The 22,461-nt window shown below is 57.3% G+C and carries 21 protein-coding genes; 12 read left to right on the top strand and 9 right to left on the bottom strand.

Going from position 1 to position 22,461, the window contains the following annotated elements; genetic code table 11:
- Positions 1-51: 51 nt before the first annotated feature.
- The 12 genes from MCM46_01220 (at position 52) to lon (ending at position 13,711) form a co-directional block, all read left to right on the top strand.
- Positions 52-1,515: a diguanylate cyclase gene (locus MCM46_01220; protein ID MCG3110417.1), complete on the top strand. Its 1,464-nt coding sequence runs from the start codon at positions 52-54 to the stop codon at positions 1,513-1,515.
- Entirely contained in the window at positions 1,499-2,098 is a 600-nt protein-coding gene (locus MCM46_01215; GenBank protein ID MCG3110416.1) for a PilZ domain-containing protein, read from the top strand. Before MCM46_01220 ends, MCM46_01215 begins: the two co-directional genes overlap by 17 nt.
- 294 nt (positions 2,099-2,392) lie before the next feature.
- Positions 2,393-3,019 (top strand): hypothetical protein, encoded by a 627-nt coding sequence (locus tag MCM46_01210; GenBank protein MCG3110415.1) that lies wholly within the window; start codon positions 2,393-2,395, stop codon positions 3,017-3,019.
- A gap of 32 nt (positions 3,020-3,051) precedes the next feature.
- Positions 3,052-3,921 (top strand): isoprenyl transferase, encoded by an 870-nt coding sequence (locus tag MCM46_01205; GenBank protein MCG3110414.1) that lies wholly within the window; start codon positions 3,052-3,054, stop codon positions 3,919-3,921.
- Positions 3,911-4,729, top strand: coding sequence for a phosphatidate cytidylyltransferase (locus tag MCM46_01200; protein ID MCG3110413.1), 819 nt, complete (start codon positions 3,911-3,913; stop codon positions 4,727-4,729). Before MCM46_01205 ends, MCM46_01200 begins: the two co-directional genes overlap by 11 nt.
- Positions 4,730-4,769: 40 nt before the next feature.
- On the top strand, positions 4,770-5,930 hold the full coding sequence (locus MCM46_01195; GenBank protein ID MCG3110412.1) for a 1-deoxy-D-xylulose-5-phosphate reductoisomerase: 1,161 nt from the start codon (positions 4,770-4,772) through the stop codon (positions 5,928-5,930).
- Between the two features lie 33 nt (positions 5,931-5,963).
- A complete protein-coding gene (gene rseP / locus MCM46_01190) occupies positions 5,964-7,040 on the top strand; it encodes an RIP metalloprotease RseP (protein MCG3110411.1) in 1,077 nt (358 codons plus the stop codon).
- A 30-nt stretch (positions 7,041-7,070) separates the two neighbouring features.
- On the top strand, positions 7,071-8,216 hold the full coding sequence (gene ispG / locus MCM46_01185) for a flavodoxin-dependent (E)-4-hydroxy-3-methylbut-2-enyl-diphosphate synthase (protein MCG3110410.1): 1,146 nt from the start codon (positions 7,071-7,073) through the stop codon (positions 8,214-8,216).
- 39 nt (positions 8,217-8,255) lie between these two features.
- On the top strand, positions 8,256-9,989 hold the full coding sequence (locus MCM46_01180) for a proline--tRNA ligase (protein MCG3110409.1): 1,734 nt from the start codon (positions 8,256-8,258) through the stop codon (positions 9,987-9,989).
- Positions 9,990-10,204: 215 nt separating this feature from the next.
- Positions 10,205-10,801 carry a 30S ribosomal protein S4 gene (gene rpsD / locus MCM46_01175; protein ID MCG3110408.1) on the top strand — a complete coding sequence of 199 codons (597 nt, stop codon included), beginning with the start codon at positions 10,205-10,207 and terminating at the stop codon, positions 10,799-10,801.
- Positions 10,802-10,832: 31 nt separating this feature from the next.
- Positions 10,833-11,243 (top strand): Hsp20/alpha crystallin family protein, encoded by a 411-nt coding sequence (locus MCM46_01170; GenBank protein MCG3110407.1) that lies wholly within the window; start codon positions 10,833-10,835, stop codon positions 11,241-11,243.
- Entirely contained in the window at positions 11,240-13,711 is a 2,472-nt protein-coding gene (gene lon / locus MCM46_01165) for an endopeptidase La (GenBank protein ID MCG3110406.1), read from the top strand. Before MCM46_01170 ends, lon begins: the two co-directional genes overlap by 4 nt.
- A gap of 50 nt (positions 13,712-13,761) precedes the next feature.
- On the opposite strand, the gene MCM46_01160 is transcribed toward lon, so the two are convergent.
- The 9 genes from MCM46_01160 to MCM46_01120 all read right to left on the bottom strand — a co-directional run bounded on the left by MCM46_01160 (position 13,762) and on the right by MCM46_01120 (position 22,359).
- Positions 13,762-14,274 (bottom strand): superoxide dismutase family protein, encoded by a 513-nt coding sequence (locus tag MCM46_01160; protein ID MCG3110405.1) that lies wholly within the window; start codon positions 14,272-14,274, stop codon positions 13,762-13,764.
- 121 nt (positions 14,275-14,395) lie between these two features.
- Entirely contained in the window at positions 14,396-15,832 is a 1,437-nt protein-coding gene (locus MCM46_01155; GenBank protein ID MCG3110404.1) for an alkaline phosphatase family protein, read from the bottom strand.
- Between the two features lie 10 nt (positions 15,833-15,842).
- Positions 15,843-17,057 (bottom strand): metabolite traffic protein EboE, encoded by a 1,215-nt coding sequence (gene eboE / locus MCM46_01150; protein MCG3110403.1) that lies wholly within the window; start codon positions 17,055-17,057, stop codon positions 15,843-15,845.
- Between the two features lie 4 nt (positions 17,058-17,061).
- Positions 17,062-17,925 carry a TatD family hydrolase gene (locus tag MCM46_01145; GenBank protein MCG3110402.1) on the bottom strand — a complete coding sequence of 288 codons (864 nt, stop codon included), beginning with the start codon at positions 17,923-17,925 and terminating at the stop codon, positions 17,062-17,064.
- Complete coding sequence (locus MCM46_01140; protein ID MCG3110401.1) at positions 17,922-18,233, bottom strand: hypothetical protein; 312 nt, start codon at positions 18,231-18,233, stop codon at positions 17,922-17,924. The genes MCM46_01145 and MCM46_01140 overlap by 4 nt, the downstream gene beginning before the upstream one ends.
- Positions 18,203-19,399 carry a 3-dehydroquinate synthase gene (locus MCM46_01135; protein ID MCG3110400.1) on the bottom strand — a complete coding sequence of 399 codons (1,197 nt, stop codon included), beginning with the start codon at positions 19,397-19,399 and terminating at the stop codon, positions 18,203-18,205. Before MCM46_01135 ends, MCM46_01140 begins: the two co-directional genes overlap by 31 nt.
- 46 nt (positions 19,400-19,445) lie before the next feature.
- Positions 19,446-20,366, bottom strand: a complete 921-nt coding sequence (eboC, locus tag MCM46_01130) for a UbiA-like protein EboC (GenBank protein ID MCG3110399.1) — start codon at positions 20,364-20,366, stop codon at positions 19,446-19,448.
- 74 nt (positions 20,367-20,440) lie between these two features.
- Positions 20,441-20,788 carry a cytochrome c gene (locus tag MCM46_01125; protein ID MCG3110398.1) on the bottom strand — a complete coding sequence of 116 codons (348 nt, stop codon included), beginning with the start codon at positions 20,786-20,788 and terminating at the stop codon, positions 20,441-20,443.
- Positions 20,785-22,359 (bottom strand): PQQ-dependent sugar dehydrogenase, encoded by a 1,575-nt coding sequence (locus tag MCM46_01120; protein ID MCG3110397.1) that lies wholly within the window; start codon positions 22,357-22,359, stop codon positions 20,785-20,787. The genes MCM46_01125 and MCM46_01120 overlap by 4 nt, the downstream gene beginning before the upstream one ends.
- Positions 22,360-22,461 lie beyond the last annotated feature (102 nt).

Below are 22,461 nucleotides of genomic sequence, written 5' to 3'. Positions count from 1 at the left end.
TAGTCATTGCATATATCTTGAGAGAATTTGTTATCCCGGAGCAGGCTCATAATGAAAGAATCGGCTCATATTCTTCTGATTCACCAGAACCTCGATAAAATAGACGGAGAGATTTCGTTTTTAAAAAGCCGCGGTTTTGGCGTTTCTTCTCTTTCGGCTTCGAAGATCGGGTCTTTCTTTAAGGCAATCGATATCGGAAAAGTTGATGTCATTGTTTTAGACGGGGGTCTTTCTCACGCGTCTATTTTCGATTTCCTGAAAAAGCTCCGCTCGATGCAATCCACCGCCTGTGTTCTCCTTTCCGAAGTCGTTTCGGATGGGAATAAGGCCGCTGCGCTTCTTCGAGCCGGGATTTTCGACATGTTGAAAACACCCTGCCCTCTCGATCGACTGGAGAGGATGATTCGGCAAGGTTTAAAGAATCGACAAAAACTGACCCGCATCCTTCAACTCTCCGATCGGCTTGATTCTGCATACAAACAGTTGGAGGAGGATCGAAATCATCTCCAGAAGTGGAGCGACGATCTCGGACGGCTTTATACCTTGAATCAAACCTTAAGCGAATCGCTCGAAATTGAGGAAGTCGCACAATCACTGACCGTCAATTTGCGAAAAGTTATTCCGTATGACATCGCTTGTCTCTTTCTCAAAAACGGGCAGAAAGTGCAGATCTATACCGATCAACAAAAGTCGGCTGCTTTTCTCGAGCGGGTCTCCTCCGACACCATCCGAAGCGCGCAACAGCTGCTTGAGAAGGGGGATCTTCCATCGGGACCGATTGTTCGCAAGGGGGGGGCTGAGATATTGGTTCCCCTCCGGGTCGCGACGGAAAAGATCGGGATTTTGAGGTTGATTCGATTTTCGAAGGAGGTATTTAACGATTATCAATCGAGAATTCTTGCCATGATCTCGACCTCTATTTCATTGGCCATTCGAAATGCCGAGATTCATCAGGAAGTGCAGGAGTTGGCGTCTAAAGATGAATTAACCTCTCTCTTGAATCGGCGCGCCTTTTTGAATGTGGTCAATCGAGAGTTTAAAAGAACGGCGCGTTACGAGACGTCTCTGGCGCTCATCCTCATTGATGTCGATAATTTCAAGGAGATCAACGATGGTTTCGGACATCTGGTCGGCGACCAGGTGCTCCGGGAAATCTCTCAGCTCATCATCAAGAGCGTTCGTGATGTCGATACCGTCGCCCGTTACGGCGGAGATGAATTGGTCGTGGTTCTGCCGAAGACAAATCTTCAGGAAGCGATGATTGCGGCGCAACGAATTCGGAAGCGCATCCGGACCGCGCTCTTTCAGTGCGGCGATCAAACTGTCCGCATTACAATCAGCATGGGAATCGCTCAGTGTCCCGCCTCGTTGATCAAAACACCGGAAGATCTTTTCCGATTGGCCGATCAGGCGTTGTATGCCGCCAAAAAGAAGGGACGGAATCGAATTGAGAGTCCGCCGTTGTCTGCGGTCGGAGCGCGGGGGGGATCTCAAATTGATGGAATTCGACGATAAAGAAAACGATGAAGCTTCCCAAAGCGGCGCGAACCGGAGAGGATATATCCGTGTCGCTGCGGAGTGCCCCGTCATCTATCGGATTGTTGATCCGGCCGCCCCTAAAAGAAACCCTAAAAAAAAGATCCATCATGTTCCTTCCCTTCCTCCTTTTGATCTGACGCAGACGAGAGGAACCGAGGAGGGATTGAACCCGCAGATCATCGAGCTGATTCTCTGGCTCGATTGGAAAATGAACTATCTTTTTAAAGCTCTGACAAAAGAAAAAGATGCGGAGATTTTCCCCTATCAGGCGGTGATCATCGATCTGAGCGCGACCGGAATGAGATTTTCCACTGCGAAGGAGGTGAAAGCGAGAGGCATCCTCGAATTTGAATTTATTCTGCCGATTCTTCCATTCCGTGAAATGAGCTTGATGGGAGAGGTGGTCCGGTGCGTTCGCTCCGATAACGAAGAGCTTTCCGGTGAATATGAGGTTGCCATTGAGTTCCGGAAAATCAAAGAGACCGACCGGGAACATATTATCCACTACGTCGTGAAAAGGCAGCTCCAGCTCCAGAGAGAGGAAAGAAATACAAGATAGGCGAAAGGTGTTTCGAATCGATTGACGCGGTCTCCTGACAGCCCGATTGGAAGTTGTGAAATCCTCACGATCCTCATAAAACATTTGACTTTTTCCGTTCAGAAGCATATTCTCAAAAACTTGTATCCTCCGATAAAGAAGGAGACCGGAGTAACAAAATTGAGACGAATAAAATTCCTTTCTCTCCCTGTCCTATTTATTTCGTTTTTTTTCCTCTTTTCCTCCCGTGATGGATCTGCCGCAATAGATCCTGGTGTTGTCCAGGGAAATATCGACGACATCGCGAAGACCGTCTTGACCTATTTCCCAAAGGTGAATGGATCGGTGACCTCGGTTGATAATGAAATTGTGATCGTTAACCTGGGGAAAGAAAAAGGGGTCACCAAGGGAGTCCTCTTAACCGTCTACAGGGAAAAGGAGTCTTTTTATCATCCGGTGACGGGGGTTGAATTGGGCCGATTCGAAGAGGAGATTGGGATGATTGAGGTCGATCAGGTGGAGGGGGATCATCTGAGCGCCCGAAAGATCTCAATCACCGAGCCGATTCGTGTGGGAGACCTGGTCCGCCTCTCCGCCGCCCGAATCCCGGTCGGTGTAACCTCCCTTTCTTCGGACGGACCCGATTTTTTGGCGACCGAATTGGTCTCCGCGCTCTCGGAGACGGGACGATTCCGAGTCGATCTTCTCCCTCTGCAAACGAACGCGAGTGATGCATTAAAGCGAAATAAGCTCTACCTGATTCGACTGACCACTTCCAAAGAAGAGGGCCGTTTTCTGATGAAGCTTGAGATTCAGAATACGCAAACGGGGAAATCTCTCTCGGAGATGACGGTCCAGGTGGTCCAATCGGAAGAGAGTGATTTAATCTTGGAACATCTGCAATACCAGCTCTTCCAAAGGCAACAGGCGCAGCCGAATTAATTTCTCACCTTGTCTGTAGGAAAGTTTGATTGATGGCTGATCGGATGAAGGATTCGGAGAAATTGAGCGAAGAAGCGCTCTTCGCAATGCTCGATCCCCAAAATCTTCCAAAACATGTCGCGATCATTATGGATGGAAACGGCCGGTGGGCCGCCCAGAAAAACCTTCCCCGTATCGCCGGCCATCGAAGGGGAATCCAATCGGTCCGAGAGATCGTGACGTTCTCCCGGAAATTGGGAATAGAAGCCTTGACCCTCTTTGCTTTCTCGAATGAAAACTGGAACCGTCCGGTTCCGGAAATATCCCAACTGATGATGCTTTTGGAGAGATACTTAAAGCAAGAGTTGAAGACGATGATGGAGAACGAGATCCGCTTTCGAACCATCGGACAGATCGAACGTCTTCCCTCTTCCGTGCTCCGGATGATCCGATCGGTTGAAGAGAAAACAGAAAAAAATAAAAGAATGACGCTGATCCTGGCATTGAGCTATGGCGGCCGGGCGGAGATGGTCGATGCGGTCCGGCGGATGATGGAGGAGTTTCAGGAAGAGAAAATCTCGATCAAAGATCTGGATGAAACACTCTTCTCCCGTTATCTCTATACGCAGGAGATTCCCGATCCCGACCTCATGATCCGGACCAGCGGCGAGATCCGGATCAGCAATTTTCTTCTATGGCAGCTTGCTTATACCGAGCTTTTTTTCACCAAAACGTTTTGGCCCGATTTCAGGCGGAAAGACTTCCTCCTGGCCCTGCTCGATTACCAGGGAAGAGAGCGTCGATTCGGCTTGGTGACGGAACAGGTTTCTCATCCAGGCGTCCCTCGAAAGGAAGGTTCCCCGGGTACTTCCGTGAAACGATTGTTGGAAGACCTTCAGGGGGGAGAAGAGCGTGAATTTTAAGTCGAGCCGTCTCGCGACGGCCGTCGTGCTTCTCCCGATTCTTTATCTTCTTATTCGATACCTCCCACCGCTTCTTTTTTCCCTTTTTGCCGCTATGGTCATTCTTCGGGTGCAATACGAATTCTACCTTCTCGTTTTTCAGGATCGGGAGAGGGTTCCGATCTTCACCGGTTTAGGGCTCGGCTTTCTTTTCTCTTGGAGTTTTTATCGGGCCGATCTCTTCTGGGGGGGGGGATCTGGTCCGGCGCTCGTCACCCTTTCGTTGATGGCCGTTTTGATCGTCACCCTCTTTTCTTTTCGCGATATCAAGATGACACTGACTCATTCCGCTGCCGTCTTCCTGGGGATCGTTTATATTTCCGGCTTTCTCAGCCACCTCATCTTCCTTCGGCAGATGGCTCAGGGAAGCGCGTTGATTCTCTTCCTTCTTCTGATTGTCTGGGCGGGAGACGCGGCCGCTTATTACGTCGGAAGGTCGATGGGGAAGCATAAACTCTATCCGGAAGTGAGTCCCAACAAGACGATCGAGGGGGCGATCGGCGGTTTGTTCGGAAGCTTTCTTGGAACGCTCGCGGCCCAATTCACCTTTCTTCCCATTTTTAAAGGGGTTGATTTCATTTTGATTCCTCTTCTTGTCGGCGGGATGGGCCAATTAGGGGACCTGGCGGAATCGATGATGAAGCGAAGCGCCGGCGTCAAAGACTCCAGTGCCTTGATTCCGGCCCACGGCGGTCTTTTCGATAAGCTGGATTCTGTTGCCTTTGCCGCCCCGGTCCTTTATTATTACCTCTTTTGGGTGAAGGGGTAGGAAGCTAGGTTCAGCAGCTAGGTTTAAATAGAGAGACCTGATGAAAAAAATCGTGATCCTCGGCTCAACCGGTTCGATCGGCACCAATACGCTGGATGTTATCCGTCGTTTTCCCGATCACTTTCAGGTCGTTGGTTTGACGGCCCGATCCAACAATGTTAAGCTAGAAGAACAAATCCGGCGGTTTAAGCCGAAGGTTGTTTCTTTGTCGGATGAAAAAGCCGCCCTTGCCCTTGGAAAGAAGTTTCGGCGAGCCGGCGTCGAGGTATTGGCAGGGGAGGCCGGAACGGTGGAAGTGGCCCGGATGGCCGAGAGCGATCTGGTCGTCTCGGGCATGGTGGGAGGAGCGGGGCTCCTTCCGACCTTCTCCGCAGTTCAAAGCGGCAAGAGCGTGGCGCTGGCCAACAAGGAAACGTTGGTCATGGCGGGGGAGATCATCCAGCGCGAGGCCCGGCAGAAAAGGGTCCAGATCCTCCCGATCGACAGTGAGCATTCCGCGATCTTTCAAGTGATGGTTTCAGAGCGGCTCCAAGATGTCCGAAGAATCATCCTGACGGCATCGGGGGGGCCGCTTCTTCGTTTTTCCAACAAGGCGAAGCGGACCGTCTCTCCCAGAGAGGCGTTGGCCCATCCGACGTGGAAGATGGGTCCGAAGATCTCGATTGATTCCGCCACCCTGATGAACAAAGGGTTTGAAATTATGGAAGCGCGGTGGCTCTTCGACGCGCCTCCTGAAAAAATTGACGTTGTGATCCACCATCAAAGCATTATCCATTCCATGGTAGAATTTGTGGACCGATCGGTCGTTGCCCAAATGGGACTCCCTGATATGAGGGTCCCCATTTCTTATGCGCTTCATTATCCGGAGCGGGCGCCGCTTTCTCTCCCTTCGCTCAGCTTGGAAGAAGTGGGGCAGCTCACCTTCGAAAAGCCCAATCTGAAAGCGTTTCCACTCCTCTCCTGCGCCTATGAGGCGCTCAAGGCGGGGGGATCGGTTCCGGCCGTTCTCAATGCGGCCAACGAAGAGGCGGTCGAAGCCTTTTTATCGGAGAAGATCGGCTTTCTCGATATTCACAAGGTGATCCGTCGCACCATGGATGCCCATTTGCCCACTGCGATTCGTACGCTGGACGATGTGATCTCAGCGGACCGCGGGGCCCGGCTGGAGGCCCGCCGGCAAATTCAGAGATGCAGCGCATGAAAATCGCAGCGGCAGATCGGAAGGAGAAGGAGCATGTTTAGTTTATCGGCCATCGTGACCTTCCTCATTGTGTTGGGGGTATTGGTCTTTGTTCATGAGTTCGGTCATTATATTGTCGCCCGTTTCTGCGGAGTTCAGGTGCAAACCTTTTCGTTGGGGTTTGGGCCGAGACTTTTCTCTCGTAAATGGGGGCCGACGGAATATTGCATCTCGATCATCCCATTGGGGGGGTACGTCCGGTTGCTGGGGGACGATCCGAAGGAAGAGATCAGCCCGGAAGAGCGCGACCGGTCGTTCTTGACCCAAAGTGTGAAGAAGAAGATCGCCATTGTTGTGGCCGGTCCTCTCTTTAATCTTCTCCTCGCGCTGTTTATTTTTGTCGGCGTCTTCATGACCGGGGTTCCTTCGTTGACCTCTGAAGTCGGCGAGGTCCAGCCGAGCTCCGCCGCGGGGCAAGCCGGCATGCAGCCGGGGGATCGGATCGTCGAGATTGAAGGGAAGCCGATCAACCAATGGGAGGAGATCCGCGAGACGCTGCAGATGAACGGGGGAAAAGAGCTCCAGTTTGTCGTCGAGCGGGAGGGACAAAGAGTGAATCTGAAGATCACCCCGATGTTGAAGGAGACCCAGGATGTCCTTGGAGACTCCCACCAGCTCTGGCTGATCGGCATTCTTCCGAAGGGAACACACACGATCAAGCAGTATGATCCGCTGACGGCGGCGATGATGGGGGCCAAGCGGACCTGGGAGATGATCTCTTTGAACGTGACCGGGATTTTTAGGCTCATTCAGGGGAGAATCTCGTCCGATTCGATCGGCGGGCCGATCCTGATCGCCCAGATGGCGGGCCAGCAGGCGAATGAGGGGATCTTGAATGTGGTCCTCTTCATCGCCATTCTCAGCATCAACTTGGGAATCATCAACCTCTTTCCTATCCCCATTCTGGACGGCGGCCACCTTCTCTTCTTTATCATCGAAGGGATCATGGGCCATCCGCTGAGCCTGAAGACGCGGGAGATCGCTTCACAGGTGGGACTCTTCATTATCATCTCGCTCATGGTGTTCGCGTTCTATAACGATATTATGCGGTTGTTTATCAAGCAGGGATGATCGTAGGGGCGCGATTCATCGCGCCCTTGCATGAAATCAAATCCGGGCGCAATCAATTGCGCCCCCTACGGTTTTGAAAAAACGATGAAGGTGACCCGCAGGAAGACGAGACAAATCTCGGTCGGCTCGGTGAAGATCGGGGGGGATGCACCGGTGGTGGTCCAATCGATGACCACCTCCGATACTCGAGATATCGCCGCCACCGTCGCCGAGATCAAACGGCTCGAAGAGGTCGGTTGTGAGATCGTCCGCGTCGCCGTCCCAGAGAAAGAATCGGCCGAAGCCCTTCCGAAAATCCGCGCCCAAATCCGCATTCCGCTGATTGCCGATGTTCATTTCGACTACCATCTCGCGATGGCCGCGCTGGAGGCGGGGGTGGATGGGCTTCGATTGAATCCCGGCAACATCGGGTCGCGCGAGCGGGTCGAACGTGTCGTCAAAATGGCGAAAGACAAAGGGGTGCCGATCCGGATCGGCGTCAACGCCGGCTCCCTGGAGCGGGAGCTTCTGGAAAAATACGGTTATCCGACGGCCGAAGCGATGGTCGAATCGGCGATGCGCCATATCGAGATTTTGGAGTCGCTCGGCTTCTATGATACAAAAGTTTCGCTGAAGGCCTCGCATGTCGGCCTGGCAGTGGAGGCATACCGGCTCTTCTCGAAGCAGTCGGATTATCCCCTTCATCTCGGCATTACCGAGGCGGGGACCGCCGCAACCGGCGCCGTGAAGTCGTCTGTCGGGATCGGCATTCTCCTCTCCGAAGGGATCGGGGATACAATCCGGATCTCCTTGGCGGCCGACTCCACCGAAGAGGTCCGCGTCGGCTACGAAATCCTCAAATCGCTCAACCTTCGAAAACGAGGGGTCAATATCATCGCCTGTCCGACCTGCGGCCGTCTTGAAATCGACGTGATCAAGCTGGCGGCGACATTGGAATCGAAGCTCGGCCACATCACCGAGCCGATCGACATCTCGGTCCTCGGCTGCGTTGTGAACGGCATCGGCGAGGGCAAAGAAGCCGACATCGGCATTGCCGGCGGGCGCGGCGTCGGGCTTCTTTTCCGAAACGGCGAAATCATCCGGAAGGTTCCTTCCGAGCAACTGGAATCGGTCCTTTTGTTCGAGGTGGAGCAGTTAGTTAAAGAGAGGAAGGCCTTGAAAGAGGGGAAGGGGTAGGCGCCCACCGCCTTCCTCCTCCCGTTTCTTGGATTTAAGATGCGTTACTCCAAACTTCTCATACCGACATTGCGTGAAGATCCGACCGAAGCGGAGGTGATCAGCCACCGCCTGATGATGCGGGCGGGGATGATCCGGAAAGTTTCCGCCGGAATTTATAATTTTCTTCCGGTGGGACTCCGTGTTCTCTCTAAAGTTGCGAAGATTGTCCGGGAAGAGATGGAGCACGCCGGCGCCCAGGAGATCTTGATGCCGGCGCTCCAGCCGGCGGAGCTTTGGCAGGAGACCGGCCGGTGGCAGCAGTACGGCAAGGAGCTGATGCGCCTCAAGGACCGGCATGATCGCGACTTCTGCCTTGGTCCGACGCATGAGGAGGTCATCACCGATCTGGTCCGGCGCGAAGTTAAATCGTACCGCCAGCTTCCGATCAATCTTTACCAAATCCAGACCAAATTCCGCGATGAAATCCGCCCCCGTTTCGGTTTGATGCGCGGGCGCGAATTCGTCATGAAGGATGCGTACAGCTTCGACGCCGACCTGGAGGGGGCGAAAGAAAACTATAAGAAGATGTACGACGCTTATCATAAGATCTTCAGCCGTCTCGGCCTCCGGTTTCGCGCGGTGGAGGCCGACACCGGCTTGATCGGCGGCAGCTCCTCGCACGAGTTCATGGTCTTAGCGCAGACCGGCGAGGAGGGGATCGCCTCCTGTACGAAGTGCGACTATGCCGCGAATGTCGAACGGGCGGAGTTGAAGCCGGGGGTAGGGGGTAGGGGACAGGGGATAGGGGAAGCCGAAAACTTGGAGAAAGTTCAAACACCGGGCAAGAAAACGGTAGAAGAGGTGAGCGCTTTTTTGAAGGCGACGCCGCCCCAGCTGGTGAAGACCCTTCTTTTCTCGGCCGACGGGCGGCCTCTGGCGGTGCTGGTTCGCGGGGATCATCAGGTCAATGAGATCAAGGTCAGGCGCCTCCTCGGCGTTTCCGATCTCGTGCTGGCCGACGCGGGAAAAGTCGAAGCCTGGACCGGCGGACCCTCCGGATTTTCCGGACCGGTCGGCCTAAAAAATATCGAAATCATCGGCGACCTTTCCGTGGAAGCGATGCCGGAGGCGATCGTCGGCGCAAACGAAAAAGACGCCCACTATCTGCATGCGGTTCCCGGACGGGATTTCAAGGTCGATCGTTTCGCCGATCTCCGGAATGCCGTGGCAGGGGACGCCTGTCCCCGATGCGGCGCGCCGGAGTCGATCGATCGCGGCATCGAGGTCGGGCATGTTTTCATGCTCGGAACGAAGTATAGCGAGGCGATGAAAGCGACCTTCCTCGATCCGAAGGGGGAAGAGCAATTCTTTGTCATGGGATGCTACGGCATCGGGGTCTCCCGGATCATCGCGGCGGCGATCGAGCAGAACCATGACGAGAAGGGAATCATCTGGCCGATGCCGATCGCGCCGTTCGCCATCCATATCATCCCCGTTCAGGATCAATCGGAGCGGGTGATGATCACCGCGGAGTTGATCTACGGGTCGATGATCCGCGCCGGGATCGAGACGATTATCGAAGACCGCTCCGAGCGGGCTGGGGTCAAGTTCAATGATGCCGATCTCCTCGGCGTCCCTTACCAGGTCGTCCTCGGCGAGAAGAATCTCCACGAAGGATTTGTGGAACTAAAGAACCGCCGCACCGGCGAAAAACAAAAGATCGAAGTTGAAAAAACGATCGACCACCTCATCGAGTTAGTTCAAGGTCCCAGGCCTCAGCCCGCTTCTTAAATTTCTCAATTCGAATCTGTTCCGTAGGGCGATTTTCGTGATCGCCCTATTATTTTTAATGTCGGTATTTCTTTCTATTCGACTCAAACTGATCCCTACCGACCCATTTCCTTACGGATCCCCCTTCCCTATAATAGAAATAGACGCAAAAAGATCGCCCTTGTTTTTTGTAGATTCGGACTTATTTCTATAAAACCTGCTGAGAAAGGAAGCGTATGGGTGCAAAGCGGGAACCGAGACATAAAACTTCCCGGCGCTACGGCATGGACCTCTTCGGTACGGGGGGAGCGTCTCTCCAGCGCCGGCTGAATGTTCCTCCGGGGGGAAGCCGCGGCGTGCGCCGGCCGACGGAGTATGCCCTCCAATTGCGCGAAAAGCAAAAGGTCAAAGATATCTATGGCGTGCGGGAAGCGCAGTTCCGTCGGTATGTAGCCGAAGCGCAGCGTTCGGGAGAGCCGCTGGGGCGGGCCTTGTTGGAGATGCTCGAGCGCCGCCTGGATAATGTGGTTTATCGATTGGGGCTGGCGCGGACCCGTTTGATGGCGCGTCAGATGATCGCGCATCGGCACGTTCTGGTAAATGATGAGACGGTGACGATCTCCTCTTATCTTGTCTCCCCCGGCGAGAAGATCGACTTGAAAGAAGGGGCATTGGCGATGCCGGAAGTGCAGGAGGAAATGACTACGCGCCAGCCGACGGTTTCCTGGCTTCGTCGGGAGAACGGAGGGGGGGAGATGACCGACCGGCCCCATCGGGAAGAGATCGATCTCGAGATCGATGAAGCGTTGATCGTTGCGTTCTACACTCGTTGACCGGCTGAGTCATGCGACGACAGGAGGGAATATGCGCTATCGCTTGATACGTTACCGTTATGCGGAGGTCGCTCAAGATGCGCCGCCGCAATCTTTGGAAGATTTATGGGGATCCCGGCGCCGCGTGATGGTGGCCCGGCCCCAATGGCGGCCGCCGGTCGATCTTTATGAGACCGAAGATCGGCTGATCGTGAAAGTGGAGATTGCCGGATTGAGGGAGGAGGATTTTGAGATCACCCTTTATGACGATACATTGGTGGTGGAGGGGGTGCGCTCCTGGCTGCTTTCCGACGCGGCGCGTTTTCACGCGATGGAGGTTCGTTACGGTCCTTTTCGCATCGAAGTGCCTGTTGTACCGAATATCGATCGCGAGCAGGTCAGTGCCCGATATGAACTCGGCTTTCTCTGTGTGATCTTACCGAAAATGGAGGTGAATCGATGACGGCGGATGAAAGAGATGGAAGAGAAGATGTGAAAGGAACCTCCCTCCCGGACGCGCTCTCGGTCCTTCCATTACGAGACACGGTGGCGTTCCCCATGGCGGTGATCCCGCTTCTCGTCGGCCAGGAGCGCTCGGTGAAGCTGGTGGAGGATGCGATGCGCTCCAATCGGATGATCTTATTGGTCGCGCAAAAGAGCGTCGAGGCGCGTCCCGCCGGGCCGGAAGATCTCTATCGGATGGGGACCGCGGCGGTCATTCAGCAACTCCTTCGGGCGCCGGATGGGACCCTCCGTCTGGTGGTCCAAGGATTGGAGCGGGTCCGAATCGTCGATTTCGCCAGGACGGAGCCCTACCTTGTCGCCCGGATTGAACGGGCACCCGAGATCATCGAAGAAGGGGTCGAGGTCGAAGCGTTTATTCGCGCCGTTCGAGATCTGATCCAGCGACTGACGCCGCTGATCCCCGAGCTTCCCGATGAACTCAGCGGCGCCATTCAGGCGCTCACCGACCTGCGTCAGATCGTCTATCTGGTGGCGTCCAGCGTTCCGATTTCGGTCGCCGCGCGCCAGGATCTTTTAGAGATCAATTCCCTGCCGGCCAAATTGCGGCGGCTGATCGAATTGCTGCAGCATGAAGTGGCGGTTCGAGAGCTGGGGCAGAAAATCACGCGCGAGACCGAAGAGGAGATGTCGAAGGCGCAGCGGGACTACGTTCTTCGCGAGCAGATGAAGACGATCCAGCGGCAGCTGGGGGAGGAGAATCCCGAACAGGCGGAGATCGAGGGGTTCCGACGCCGGCTGCAAGAAGCGCCGCTTCCGGAAGAGGCGCGGAAAGAAGCCGAGCGCGAATTATCCCGGTTGGAGCGTCTGCCGCCGGCCGCCGCGGAGCATGGTCTGATTCGCACCTATCTCGATTGGTTGTTGAGCCTTCCTTGGGGAAAGACGACCGGGGGGCAAATCGACGTCGGTCATGCGCGGAAAATCCTTGATGAGGATCACTACGACCTCGAAAAAATCAAAGAGCGGATTCTCGAATACCTGGCGGTGAGAAAGTTGCGGGAAGAGCGCCGCGCCGCCGTTCCCCTGACCGGGGCCGGTGAGGCGGGACTTGTCGCGGAAGCGGGGCCGCTTCCACAAACGCCTGAAGATGAAGCGCTTCGCGAGCCGATTCTCTGCTTCGTCGGGCCGCCGGGGGTCGGCAAAACGTCGCTCGGCCAGTCGATCGCGCGGGCGATGGGCCGGAAATTCGTCCGAATCAGCCTTGGCGGAATCCATGACGAGGCGGAGATCCGGGGGCATCGGCGGACCTATATCGGCGCCATGCCGGGCCGGATCATTCAAGCGCTCCGGCGCGCCGAGACGTTCGATCCGGTCTTTATGTTGGATGAGGTCGACAAGCTCGGCGTCGGCTTTCAAGGCGATCCCTCCGCCGCCTTATTGGAGGTGCTCGATCCGGCCCAGAACCATGCTTTTGTCGATACCTACTTAGGCGTTCCGGTGGATCTCACAAAAGTCCTTTTCATCTGCACCGCGAACACGATCGATACGATTCCATCCGCCCTTCAGGACCGGATGGAGATCGTCTCTTTGTCGGGTTATACCGAAGAAGAGAAGCTTCACATCGCCCGCCGTTACCTTCTTCGGAGGCAGCTTCGCGCCCATGGCCTGCAGGAGCAAGAGGTGACCCTCGAAGATGAAGCGATCCGGCGGATTATTCGGGAATACACACGCGAGGCGGGGGTGCGAAACCTTGAGCGGGCGATCGCCGGAGTCTTGCGGAAGGTGGCCCGGCGGATCAGCGAGGGGGCGCAGACGCCGATCGCCGTCACCGCCGACAAGATTCCGGAATATCTGGGGCGGCCTCGATTCATGAACGAAGTCGCCGAACGGATCGATCGGCCCGGCATCGCAACGGGATTGGCCTGGACGCCGACCGGCGGCGATGTCCTCTTTGTCGAGGCGACGATGATGCAGAGCCATGAAGAGCATTTGATTTTGACCGGAATGTTGGGCGACGTCATGCGGGAGTCGGCGCAGGCGGCCGTTTCCTACGTTCGATCGAATGCGGAGCGGTTGGGAATCGATCCAAAGGTCTTCGATGGGAAGACCGTCCACATCCACGTCCCCGCCGGCGCGATTCCGAAAGACGGTCCGTCTGCCGGGGTCACGATGGTCGCGGCGATTGCTTCACTTGCATCCGGCCGGCCGGTGCGGAACGATCTCGCCATGACGGGGGAGATTACCCTTCGGGGGAAAGTGCTGCCGGTCGGCGGTATTAAAGAGAAGGTTTTGGCCGCCTACCGGGTGGGGGTGAAGACGATTCTTCTTCCGCAACGGAACGAGAATGACCTTGAGGATGTGCCGGAGGAGGTGAAACGTTCCCTCACCTTTATTTTGCTTGGTTCTGCGGAGGAGGTGTTGAAGAACGCGCTCATCCCTGTTCCAACGGAGAGCGGATTATTGGTCTAGAAACAAGGGGTGTGGGTGAACCCCCACCCCTTGTTCTCGATTCGTCATTACTATTTCTTCTTAATCACCCCACACGCGGCCCGGGGGCCGGCGTTGCCGATCGGATCGCTCTTTTCGTCGTCGGGAGCGACGTGAATGACGAGAGCGGTGCCATCCGGTTGGAAGAGGGAGTTCTTTCCCTCACCTAAGGTGACCCGTTTGGTCGTCACTTCGGTCTTGGCGTTCCCGTCGGGGCCGACGCTCAGGTTCGGAAGATCGCCGGCATGGGGACCCTCCGGGCTTTGCAAGCCGTGTTTTTTCCCTTCCGGGTTAAGATGTCCTCCGGCCGATTTAAAGTCGGGACCCTCGCATTTCCCGACGGCGTGAATGTGAAGGCCATGTTGTCCGGGCGAGAGCTTGGAAACGGAAATTGCGATCTTCACCCCCTCTCCCCCTTCCGTAAATGTCGCGGCGCCGATCTTTTCCCCCTGTCCATTGATGATATCGGCTTCCGCTTTCGTCTCCGCGAAAGCGTTGGAGCCGAGCAGAACCAATCCAAAAGCAACCAGAAGAGCGTATCTCATATCAGAGTTCCTCCTTTTCGTCGACGTATGTTCATGATGTGGGAAGCGGTCCGTGTCTCAAGGTGACTGCGACACCGGGCGGGAATAATTCAGAGAGTATAGGACGGTTCGGTGCAGAGAGTCAAGAATCTTTGAAAGATGGATGAGGAGCGACGATCGGTGAATGGATCCGCTCGTCGCGTTCCAGGCCGAGGTGGCTTAAGAGCAGATTGCAGAGATCGACCGCTCGGAGCGAATCGGCTTTCAGGAGATCGGGGCGTTGCGTGATGAAGAGCGGTCCCTCGTCGGCCGAGTCGGTGACCCGTCCGTGGGAGCCTTTAACCAGGGCGGCGTCGAGCGGAATGACATCGAGCAAGGCCCGAAATCCGAGCGCTTTTTGGAGGAGCCGCCCTCCGATTTTTAATTTCGGGAAAGAGATCGCGGGATCGATGAAAAGCTCCACCGGGTCATATCCCGGCTTGCGATGGATATCGACCGTCCTCGCGAAGTCGGGCGCCCGGCGATCATCCAACCAATAATAATAGGTGAACCAGGCGTCGCTTGAAGCGACGGCGATCATCTCCCCGGCCCGCGGGTGATTCAAGTGATGTCGGCGTTTCCCGTCTTCATCGAAGATCAATTCGATCCCGGACGTCTTCTCCAGGACGGCGCGGACCGCATCCTCCTTCGACAGGTCGTTCAGATAGATATGGGCGACTTGATGGTCGGCGACGGCGAAGACGGCACTCGCCCCCGGATCAAGCAATTCCCGCCCCATCTCCTCGCGGATAGCGATCCAACCTTGTTCCCTGAAAATTCGATTGAGGTGAATGGGTTTTGTCACCGGCGTGATCCCATATTCCGAAAGAAAGAGGATCTCCGCATCGGCCGCCGCGTAGTGCCGGATCAGGTCGCCGCAGACGGCGTCGATCTCCCGGAGGTCGTGCGCGAGAGAAGGATCGTCGGGGCCGCGCCGCTGCAGGTTGTAGTCGAGGTGCGGAAGATAGATCAGGGTGAGGGTCGGGTTGTAGCGCCGGTCGATCCACTGGGCTGCTTCCGCGATCCACCGGCTTGATTGGATCGAGGTGGCCGGCCCCCAGAAGTGAAAGAGGGGGAAGGGACCAAGATCGGCCTGGATCTTTTGCCGGAGCGCTCCCGGCTGGGTATAGATATCGGGGATCTTTCGGCCGTCGGCGGGATACATCGGGCGCGGCGTGATCGAATAATCGACGGTCGAGTGCATGTTGAACCACCAGAAGAGATTGGCGCAGGTAAAACTCGGATCGGCCGCGCGGGCGATCTCCCAGAGCTTCGGCGCCTGAACCAGCCGGTTCGACTGCCGCCAAAGTTTGATCTCACATTCATCCCGAAAATACCAGCCGTTTCCGACAATCCCATGTTGCGCGGGCCAGGTTCCGGTCAGGTAGGTCGCCTGGGCGGCGCAGGTCACCGCCGGGGTGGCCGTTTCGATCGGAACAACCTTCCCTTGCTTTGCCCATTCCGACAGAGAAGGGGTGGCGGGGCCGAGAAGCCGCTGTGTGAGTCCGACCACATTGATGACGACGGTTTTCTTCAGCATGAGGGACCGTTCATGATTTCATCTGCTCCAACACCCAACGATACTCCTCGGCGATCGATTCAACCAGGTCCCGCTTCAAACCTGGGGGGAGGATGTCCCAGGTGTAGGTCTCGATCTCGAGATGAGAGGTGAACCGCCGTTTGTTAATGAGTTGGAGGAGACGAGCGGTTTCGTCCCGTGTGGAGTGAAGCGGTCCCTCCCCGGGGAAAAAGAGGGGAAGGTGAAAGTGAATCCGCCACTCGCTGGAATCGAGGCTTCGGATGATCGGGAAGAGATCGCTTAAATCGGTATAATGGCGAAAACCTTCTTGCGCAGTGCGCTCGATGACCTGGTGAAGGTAGATCGACTCCGAAAAAGGACGGAGCCGATCGGAAAGCGCCTTGAGCGGCTCCGGATCGGAGGGAACGGCCATCTTCAGCGCGGCGCTGATCTGAACCTTTCCGATTTGGATCCCCGCCTTTTGGAGGAGGTCGAGGGCGCTCTCCGCCTCCTCGTATTCGACCGCCATATGGGAGGTATCGTAACAGATTCGGATATGTTCGAGGAGATCGCGTTCGGCCCGGGGAACCGGGCGTTGGAGCGCGGCGGCCAGAAGCGGCGCGCCGATCGGGAGGAGGTATTTTCTGAAAAAATCGACCGCCTCGATGCTGTTCTCGATCAGGCCGTCCGGCTCCGGCTCGATGTCGAGGTGGATCACTTTTCCCGTCTCCTCTTTTGTGCAGACCAGGGCGGAGGCGACCCGGACGAGATGGCGAATCATCGTCTCCCAGCTCTCCGGATCATTGGGGATGACCCATCTTTTATATGACAGCGGGGAGGTCGAGATGCTCCCTTCCATCCCGTCGGGGAGGAGCCTCCGAAGGATCTCGATCAGCCGGAGGGTATAGCGCAGCCGCTCTTCGGTCCGCCAGTCGGGCGCGAAGACCCCCGCCTTGACCCGTTGCCGGTGAAAGGCGCCGAAGGGAAATCCGTTGAGGGTGAAGAGATAAAGACCATGATCGTCGAGGAACGATTTGAACCGATCGATTTCTTCTCCCGCCAGCAGCGCCTCGCTCTCTTTGGAGGAGAGGCGCAGGCCGATGCCGAACGGCGCCTCAGGGGAGAGGCGTGATTTGAGCGCCGGCGCATACTTCTCCAGATTGCCGAAAACCTCCGGCCATCCGTTTCCGGGATGGATGTTGGAGCAATAAGTCAGATGAAAGCCCTTGTCCGGTCCGATCCGCATCTTTTTACCGCGCTCCCAAAGGAGCGGAGGGAGCCGCTTTCTGCCCGTTCCGGTCCGTCGCGTCTTCAAGCATGAAGCGGGGAGACTGGCTCAGAAAGGCGGCCGGATTCTCATAGATGATTTTTCGAATCGATCTTTCCGTATGGCGCCGCCGCCGCATCTCCAGGGCGAAGCGGGGAATGGCGATCGGAAGACTCGGCCCCCAGTCGCAGGCGGAGCTGACGCAGATCCGCTCCGGTCCGGCCCGCTCGACCATGTCGATCGCCCGCTGGGGTGAAACCTTGGTCTGGGGGTAGAGGGTGATCCCTGCCCAAAAGCCGTTTTCCAGGATCATCCCGATTGTATGTTCCTCCGCGTGATCGATCAGTATCCGTCCGGGATCGATCCGCCCATCTTTCAAAAGGGTCTCCACGATGATCCGTGTTCCTTTGTATTTGTCCTCAAGATGAGGGGTGTGGATGAGGATCATCTGATTGTGCGCGACGGCGAGGTCGAGATGGTCCTGAAAGGTCGCCACCTCGTTCCGTGTGACCCGGTTCAATCCGATCTCCCCGATCCCGAGGACATTCGGCCGGTCGAGATACTTCGGGATCTTTTCGATGACTGCCCGTGCCAGGGGACGATTATCGGCCTCTTTCGGATTAAGACAGAGCCAGGTGTAGTGGCGGATGCCGACCCGGGCCGCCCGCTTCGGCTCCACTTCCGTGAGCTGATGGAAATAATCGTCGAAGCCGTCGGCCGAGGAGCGGTCGAAGCCGGCCCAGAAGGCGGGGTCGGTCAGCGCCACGCAGCCGGTCAGCGCCATCTGTTCGTAATCGTCGGTCGTTCGGGACGCCATGTGGGCGTGCATGTCGATATACTCCATCATCGTTCTCCTTTTTCCGGGCGGTAGGCCCCGCAGGCCGACTTTTGGTCGAGGCCGTCGGTCGGCTCCGTCCGCGGATCGCTGAAGATCATCTGAATCCGCCCGACGCGGTCCCCGTCTGAGTCGGACAAGGTACGGACCGCCTCCCGAAACGCCCGCATCCGAAAGTCGGCATCGACGGCGGGATCGGCGGCGCGGTCGAGACGGTCCAAGAAAGCGGCGAGATCGAGCAGCCGGGTCCGGTTTTCAATAAAATATTCATCGACTAATTGCACGCCGGTCATTGGGCCGGCGAAGGGACGGCTTTCCATCGTTGTTCTCCTTTTGCTCCGCGGATCTCTCTTTTTTCCAAGAGGTCGATACTCTTCAGAAGAATTTCCCGTTCAACCTCATGAACCTCCATTCCTCGACCGATCGCCTTGAGAAGGGTGATCGTGAGCGGTCCGCCGAGATGCTCCCGAAATTCATCGAGGCCGTGCATCAATGCCGGGTGGCGCAGCTCCGGAAGGGTGCAGGGAAGTCCGACGGCCGAAAGGAGCGCGAGAATTTTCTCCCACTCGGACCGTTCGAGCAGACCGGCGAGATAAGAGTAGGTGGTATCGAGGGCGATTCCGACGGCGACCGCCTCGCCGTGCCGGACGGTATAGCCGGTCAATTGTTCGAGCTTGTGGGCCGACCAGTGGCCGAAATCGAGCGGGCGGGAGGCGCCGCGCTCAAACGGATCGCCGTTCGCCGCAATGTGCGCGACGTGCATCGCCGCGCAGCGATGGATCAGCGCGGCCATGGGATCCATCTCGCGCGAGGCAAGGGAGTCGGCCTGACGCTCCAGGAGGGAGAAGAAGTCGGGATCTTTGATCAGGGCGACCTTGATCGCCTCGGCGATTCCGCTCCGCCAATCCCGGTCGGAGAGGGTCGATAAAAACGCGCGGTCGTTCAGGACGGCATGCGGGGGGCTGAAGGCGCCGAGGAAATTTTTCTTCCCGAAGGCGTTGATGCTGTTTTTTACCCCGACCCCCGCGTCGTTTTGCCCCAACACGGTCGTCGGCACTCGGATCAGCCGAATTCCCCGGTGCGCCGTCGCCGCGGCGTAACCGGCCATGTCGAGCAACGCCCCGCCTCCGATCGCAACGAGATAGGAGTGCCGGCAGAGTCCGGCTTCATGAATCGCCTCATGGACGCGCACGACATGCTCCGGATGATTTTTCGCCGCTTCGCCCCCCTCGATGAGGAGAGGGGGAAGGGATTGTTGTAGGTGGGTGTGATATTCGCTGCAGTAGGCCTCGATCGCCGCCGGCAGTTCCGGATGATGCGCGTAGAGGCCCCGATCGATGACGAACAGCGTCTTGTACGGCCGATCCGGATTCCCTGCCCCAACCGTATCGATGAAAAGTCGATTCTCCGGCGAGAAGAGATGCATCGTGAAGTGAACGGGGTAGTGATAAGGAACATCGAAAGCAGCGTGGATCGATTCCGACATAGAGGTCCTTTCAATCATGGAGGCGTGGCCGGTGCAGCCGACCGATTCAGGTGACTGCGAAGAGACGGGCGGTCCGGGAAGCGAATAGCGCCAATAAAGAAATCATCAAGCCGGGAAGGAAACCGGCATAGAGAGCCGCGAGGGTTGCGTCGAGCAGGACAATTGAGAGAACCCCGCGCTTCACCGCGGTCCGGATCGGAACGGCCTGCGGGACGCGATATGCTTCCCAAAAGGGAGGGACGACCCGGAAAGCGAAGAGCGCCAGAAAAGGGAGCGTCTCCCAAAGAGGAATCGCGCTCTGAAAGGCGAGCGCGGCGAGGGCCAGCAGAACCGCACCGATCAATCCGATCGAGAGGAGGATCGTCCCTTGCCTTCCGCCGTGGACCTCTCCTTTGCTGGTCAGGGTGACGGCGGCGATGTAGGTCAGCGGGATCAGGCCGAGCGGTGCATAGTCGAAGAGGAGGAGCGGTGCGGCGCTGAGACCGAGGAGAAGATTGAGTCCCCGGCAGAGCCCCATATTGAGCGGGCCGACGATCGGATGCTCCTTCGTCCAGGCGTCGTAGCAAACCGCCGAGAGGGCAATGGCGATCGCGAGAAGTCCGCTGGCGAGTCCCGCCGTGAACGCAGCGCCGATTCCGGATAAGAGGAGAACCGTTCCGAAGAGCGCGGCGCGGCGGGGGGTGATCCGCCCGCTCGGAATCGGCCGCTCCGGCCGTTCGGCGGCGTCCCGTCGCGCGTCGAAGAGGTCGTTGAGGACCACCCCGCCGCCGTAAAGGCCGATCGTCGAGAGCGCAAGGAGGAGGATTGCAGGACCGGCGGCGCCGACGACGGCGGCGCCGGCGAAAATATCGGCCGCGGCCGTCCAAAGGTTGGCGGCGCGGATCAACTCCAGATAGGATTTTAGGAAAAGCGGTCGGGCAGGGTGATCCCGTTGAAGAAAGAGGGAAGGCTCCTTTGTCCTCAGCATCGGCAGGGTCCTCTTCATGGGGTGGAGGTGGAGAGGCGATCGCGTTGACCGGTCTTCCCGATCTGCGGTTGATTCTAACGCAACGCTTTTAAGTATGCAACCAGATCGTCGAGCTCTCGATCGCCGATCTCCTTTTCCGAGAAGGCCGGCATGGCGCCGAGACCGTGGCGGACTTGAAACCGGATCATCCACTCGGGAAGAGGTTTGTTGTTGAGGGCGGGACCGAGACCGGCTTCCCCTCCGGGATGGCATTGATGGCACCGTTTCATGAATATCTCTTCTCCTCGAACGAGCGTCGGAGCGGTCATCGGGGGGGGAGGGGTGATCGGCTCGCCCCGTCGGGCCGAGCCGCATCCGGTGATGGAGAGGAGGGTGGCCAAAAGCATGGGGAGAGGAGGCCGAAGGAGCGTTCTGGAGATCACGGCATCGTCCCTTCCGCGCGGGTGATCCGCCAGAGCACGCCGGTTCCCTTCCGCGGCTCGCTGGTGACTTCCGGCTCGGAGAAGGGAACCCGGACCTCACCCCCCTCGCCCATCGTCATGACGCCGAAATCGACGACGTAGAGGGCGATTCCGTTCGGATCGAACCGCGCCGCCACCGGGCGTTCGAAACCCCCGCCGCCGATCCGGGAGGCCGGCCCGTTGGTCTTTCCTTTGTTGACGGCGAAGTCATGGATCACGCCGGTCTCGACATCGACCCGGACGACCTTGAAGCCGACCGGGGAGAGGACTTTGCCGACCACCGGCGCTTGATCGCCGAACTGAGCGATGAAGGCCTGGCCGGTGTAACCGAACTGAGGGTTCCGTGAGAAATCGAATCCGTTTGAGGACGAATGGACACCGAGAAGGGTGACCGGCTCGGGGAGTTCGTCCGGAAGAACGGCGAGCAGGCGTTTCGGGCGCTCCTTGCCGGGAGGGATATGGTGATCTCCACGATCGAGCGGGGATCTTCCGTGAAAATCGGGCCATCCATGCCAGGTGCCCGGCGTGACCCGCCAGAGCGGGTCGCCCGTTCCATGTACCGGCCGGCTGCCGCGGTCGTCATAGCTGTTCTCGGTCAGATAAAGCGCTCCGTCCGGAGCGAAGGCCAATCCGAACGGGTTGCGAAACCCCCAGGCAACCAGCTCCGGTTCTCCGCCGTCGATCGGAATTCGCAAAATTGATCCGCTGCAGGGGATCTTTCCGGAGATGACTTCATTCTTTGCTGTTGCCGTGCCAAACGGGGAGAAGGCGCCGGTGACGGCGGTGTCGTTCGGATCGGGGGTCCTCGGATCGTTGGAGGTGTAGTTTTCGCCGTTCAGGGTGATGTCCCGGCAGGGAATGTCGTGCGCTTCGGGATAACGCGCCAGCCATCCGAAGTGGGCGTTATCCTCTCCGACGACGCCGGAGTTGGTGAAGGTCCCCACCGCGAAGTAAAGCGCGCCGTCGGGGCCGATCGCCGGGCCGTTGGTGTGATGATCTCCCATGCTCGGGAGATTCTCGATCAATGGGGTAATGGTTCCGTCCGGGGTGATCTTCAAGATGCGCCCTCCGAGAAGGGTTCCCCCCTCGGCGACATAGAAGGCCCCTTGATGGTAAGCGACGCCGTTCCAAGGACCGTTTTTCCCGCCCGAAGCGATCACGGTGATTCCCGCCGGGTCGATCCGGAGCAGCCGGGGGGTGGTCCAGACTTCGCCGTAGGAGTAACCCGATTCGACGACATAGGCCCGGCCCTCTTCATCAAATGTCACACCGGTTGGAAAGGTCAACTCGGTCGCCGCCGGCTCGATCCGGTACCCGTCGGGGAGTGCGATGTCGCGGGGGGAGATCTTCCTCGGCGGATCGAAAGTGGTTTCGCCGCCTCCGTGCGAGCCGCGCAGCCTGAAGCATCCGGCCAAGACGATGCCGATCAAAACAAAAATTGAGAAAAGAGCAACCGGCCGGAAGAAAACCAGGTCAACGGAAAGGATTTGGTTGAATCGACAATCAGGACGGCCCATTTTGATTTTGCGCATTTGATTTCAACAATGTCATTGCAAAAGAAAAATCCTGTCGCTCGTCGGTGTGCAACCTCTATACCTGGGGAAAGCAAGAAGGTAAGAGCGCTTTTTCGCAGA

The sequence above is a fragment of the Candidatus Manganitrophus morganii genome (genome assembly GCA_021651055.1).
In the GTDB taxonomy this organism is placed as follows: Bacteria; Nitrospirota; Nitrospiria; order SBBL01; family Manganitrophaceae; genus Manganitrophus; species Manganitrophus morganii.
This window is presented reverse-complemented; position numbering and strand designations above follow the sequence as displayed.

Excerpts from the sequence above, each read along its gene's own strand:
- MCM46_01215 (MCG3110416.1), top strand. The coding sequence starts at position 1,499 with ATGGAATTCGACGATAAAGAAAACGATGAAGCTTCCCAAAGCGGCGCG.
- rseP (MCG3110411.1), top strand. The coding sequence starts at position 5,964 with ATGTTTAGTTTATCGGCCATCGTGACCTTCCTCATTGTGTTGGGGGTA.
- MCM46_01170 (MCG3110407.1), top strand. The coding sequence starts at position 10,833 with ATGCGCTATCGCTTGATACGTTACCGTTATGCGGAGGTCGCTCAAGAT.
- MCM46_01160 (MCG3110405.1), bottom strand. The coding sequence starts at position 14,274 with ATGAGATACGCTCTTCTGGTTGCTTTTGGATTGGTTCTGCTCGGCTCC.
- MCM46_01140 (MCG3110401.1), bottom strand. The coding sequence starts at position 18,233 with ATGGAAAGCCGTCCCTTCGCCGGCCCAATGACCGGCGTGCAATTAGTC.
- MCM46_01195 (MCG3110412.1), top strand. The coding sequence starts at position 4,770 with ATGAAAAAAATCGTGATCCTCGGCTCAACCGGTTCGATCGGCACCAAT.
- MCM46_01120 (MCG3110397.1), bottom strand. The coding sequence starts at position 22,359 with ATGCGCAAAATCAAAATGGGCCGTCCTGATTGTCGATTCAACCAAATC.
- eboC (MCG3110399.1), bottom strand. The coding sequence starts at position 20,366 with ATGCTGAGGACAAAGGAGCCTTCCCTCTTTCTTCAACGGGATCACCCT.
- ispG (MCG3110410.1), top strand. The coding sequence starts at position 7,071 with ATGAAATCAAATCCGGGCGCAATCAATTGCGCCCCCTACGGTTTTGAA.
- MCM46_01220 (MCG3110417.1), top strand. The coding sequence starts at position 52 with ATGAAAGAATCGGCTCATATTCTTCTGATTCACCAGAACCTCGATAAA.
- MCM46_01180 (MCG3110409.1), top strand. The coding sequence starts at position 8,256 with ATGCGTTACTCCAAACTTCTCATACCGACATTGCGTGAAGATCCGACC.
- MCM46_01135 (MCG3110400.1), bottom strand. The coding sequence starts at position 19,399 with ATGTCGGAATCGATCCACGCTGCTTTCGATGTTCCTTATCACTACCCC.
- rpsD (MCG3110408.1), top strand. The coding sequence starts at position 10,205 with ATGGGTGCAAAGCGGGAACCGAGACATAAAACTTCCCGGCGCTACGGC.
- MCM46_01205 (MCG3110414.1), top strand. The coding sequence starts at position 3,052 with ATGGCTGATCGGATGAAGGATTCGGAGAAATTGAGCGAAGAAGCGCTC.
- MCM46_01145 (MCG3110402.1), bottom strand. The coding sequence starts at position 17,925 with ATGATGGAGTATATCGACATGCACGCCCACATGGCGTCCCGAACGACC.
- MCM46_01155 (MCG3110404.1), bottom strand. The coding sequence starts at position 15,832 with ATGCTGAAGAAAACCGTCGTCATCAATGTGGTCGGACTCACACAGCGG.
- eboE (MCG3110403.1), bottom strand. The coding sequence starts at position 17,057 with ATGCGGATCGGACCGGACAAGGGCTTTCATCTGACTTATTGCTCCAAC.
- lon (MCG3110406.1), top strand. The coding sequence starts at position 11,240 with ATGACGGCGGATGAAAGAGATGGAAGAGAAGATGTGAAAGGAACCTCC.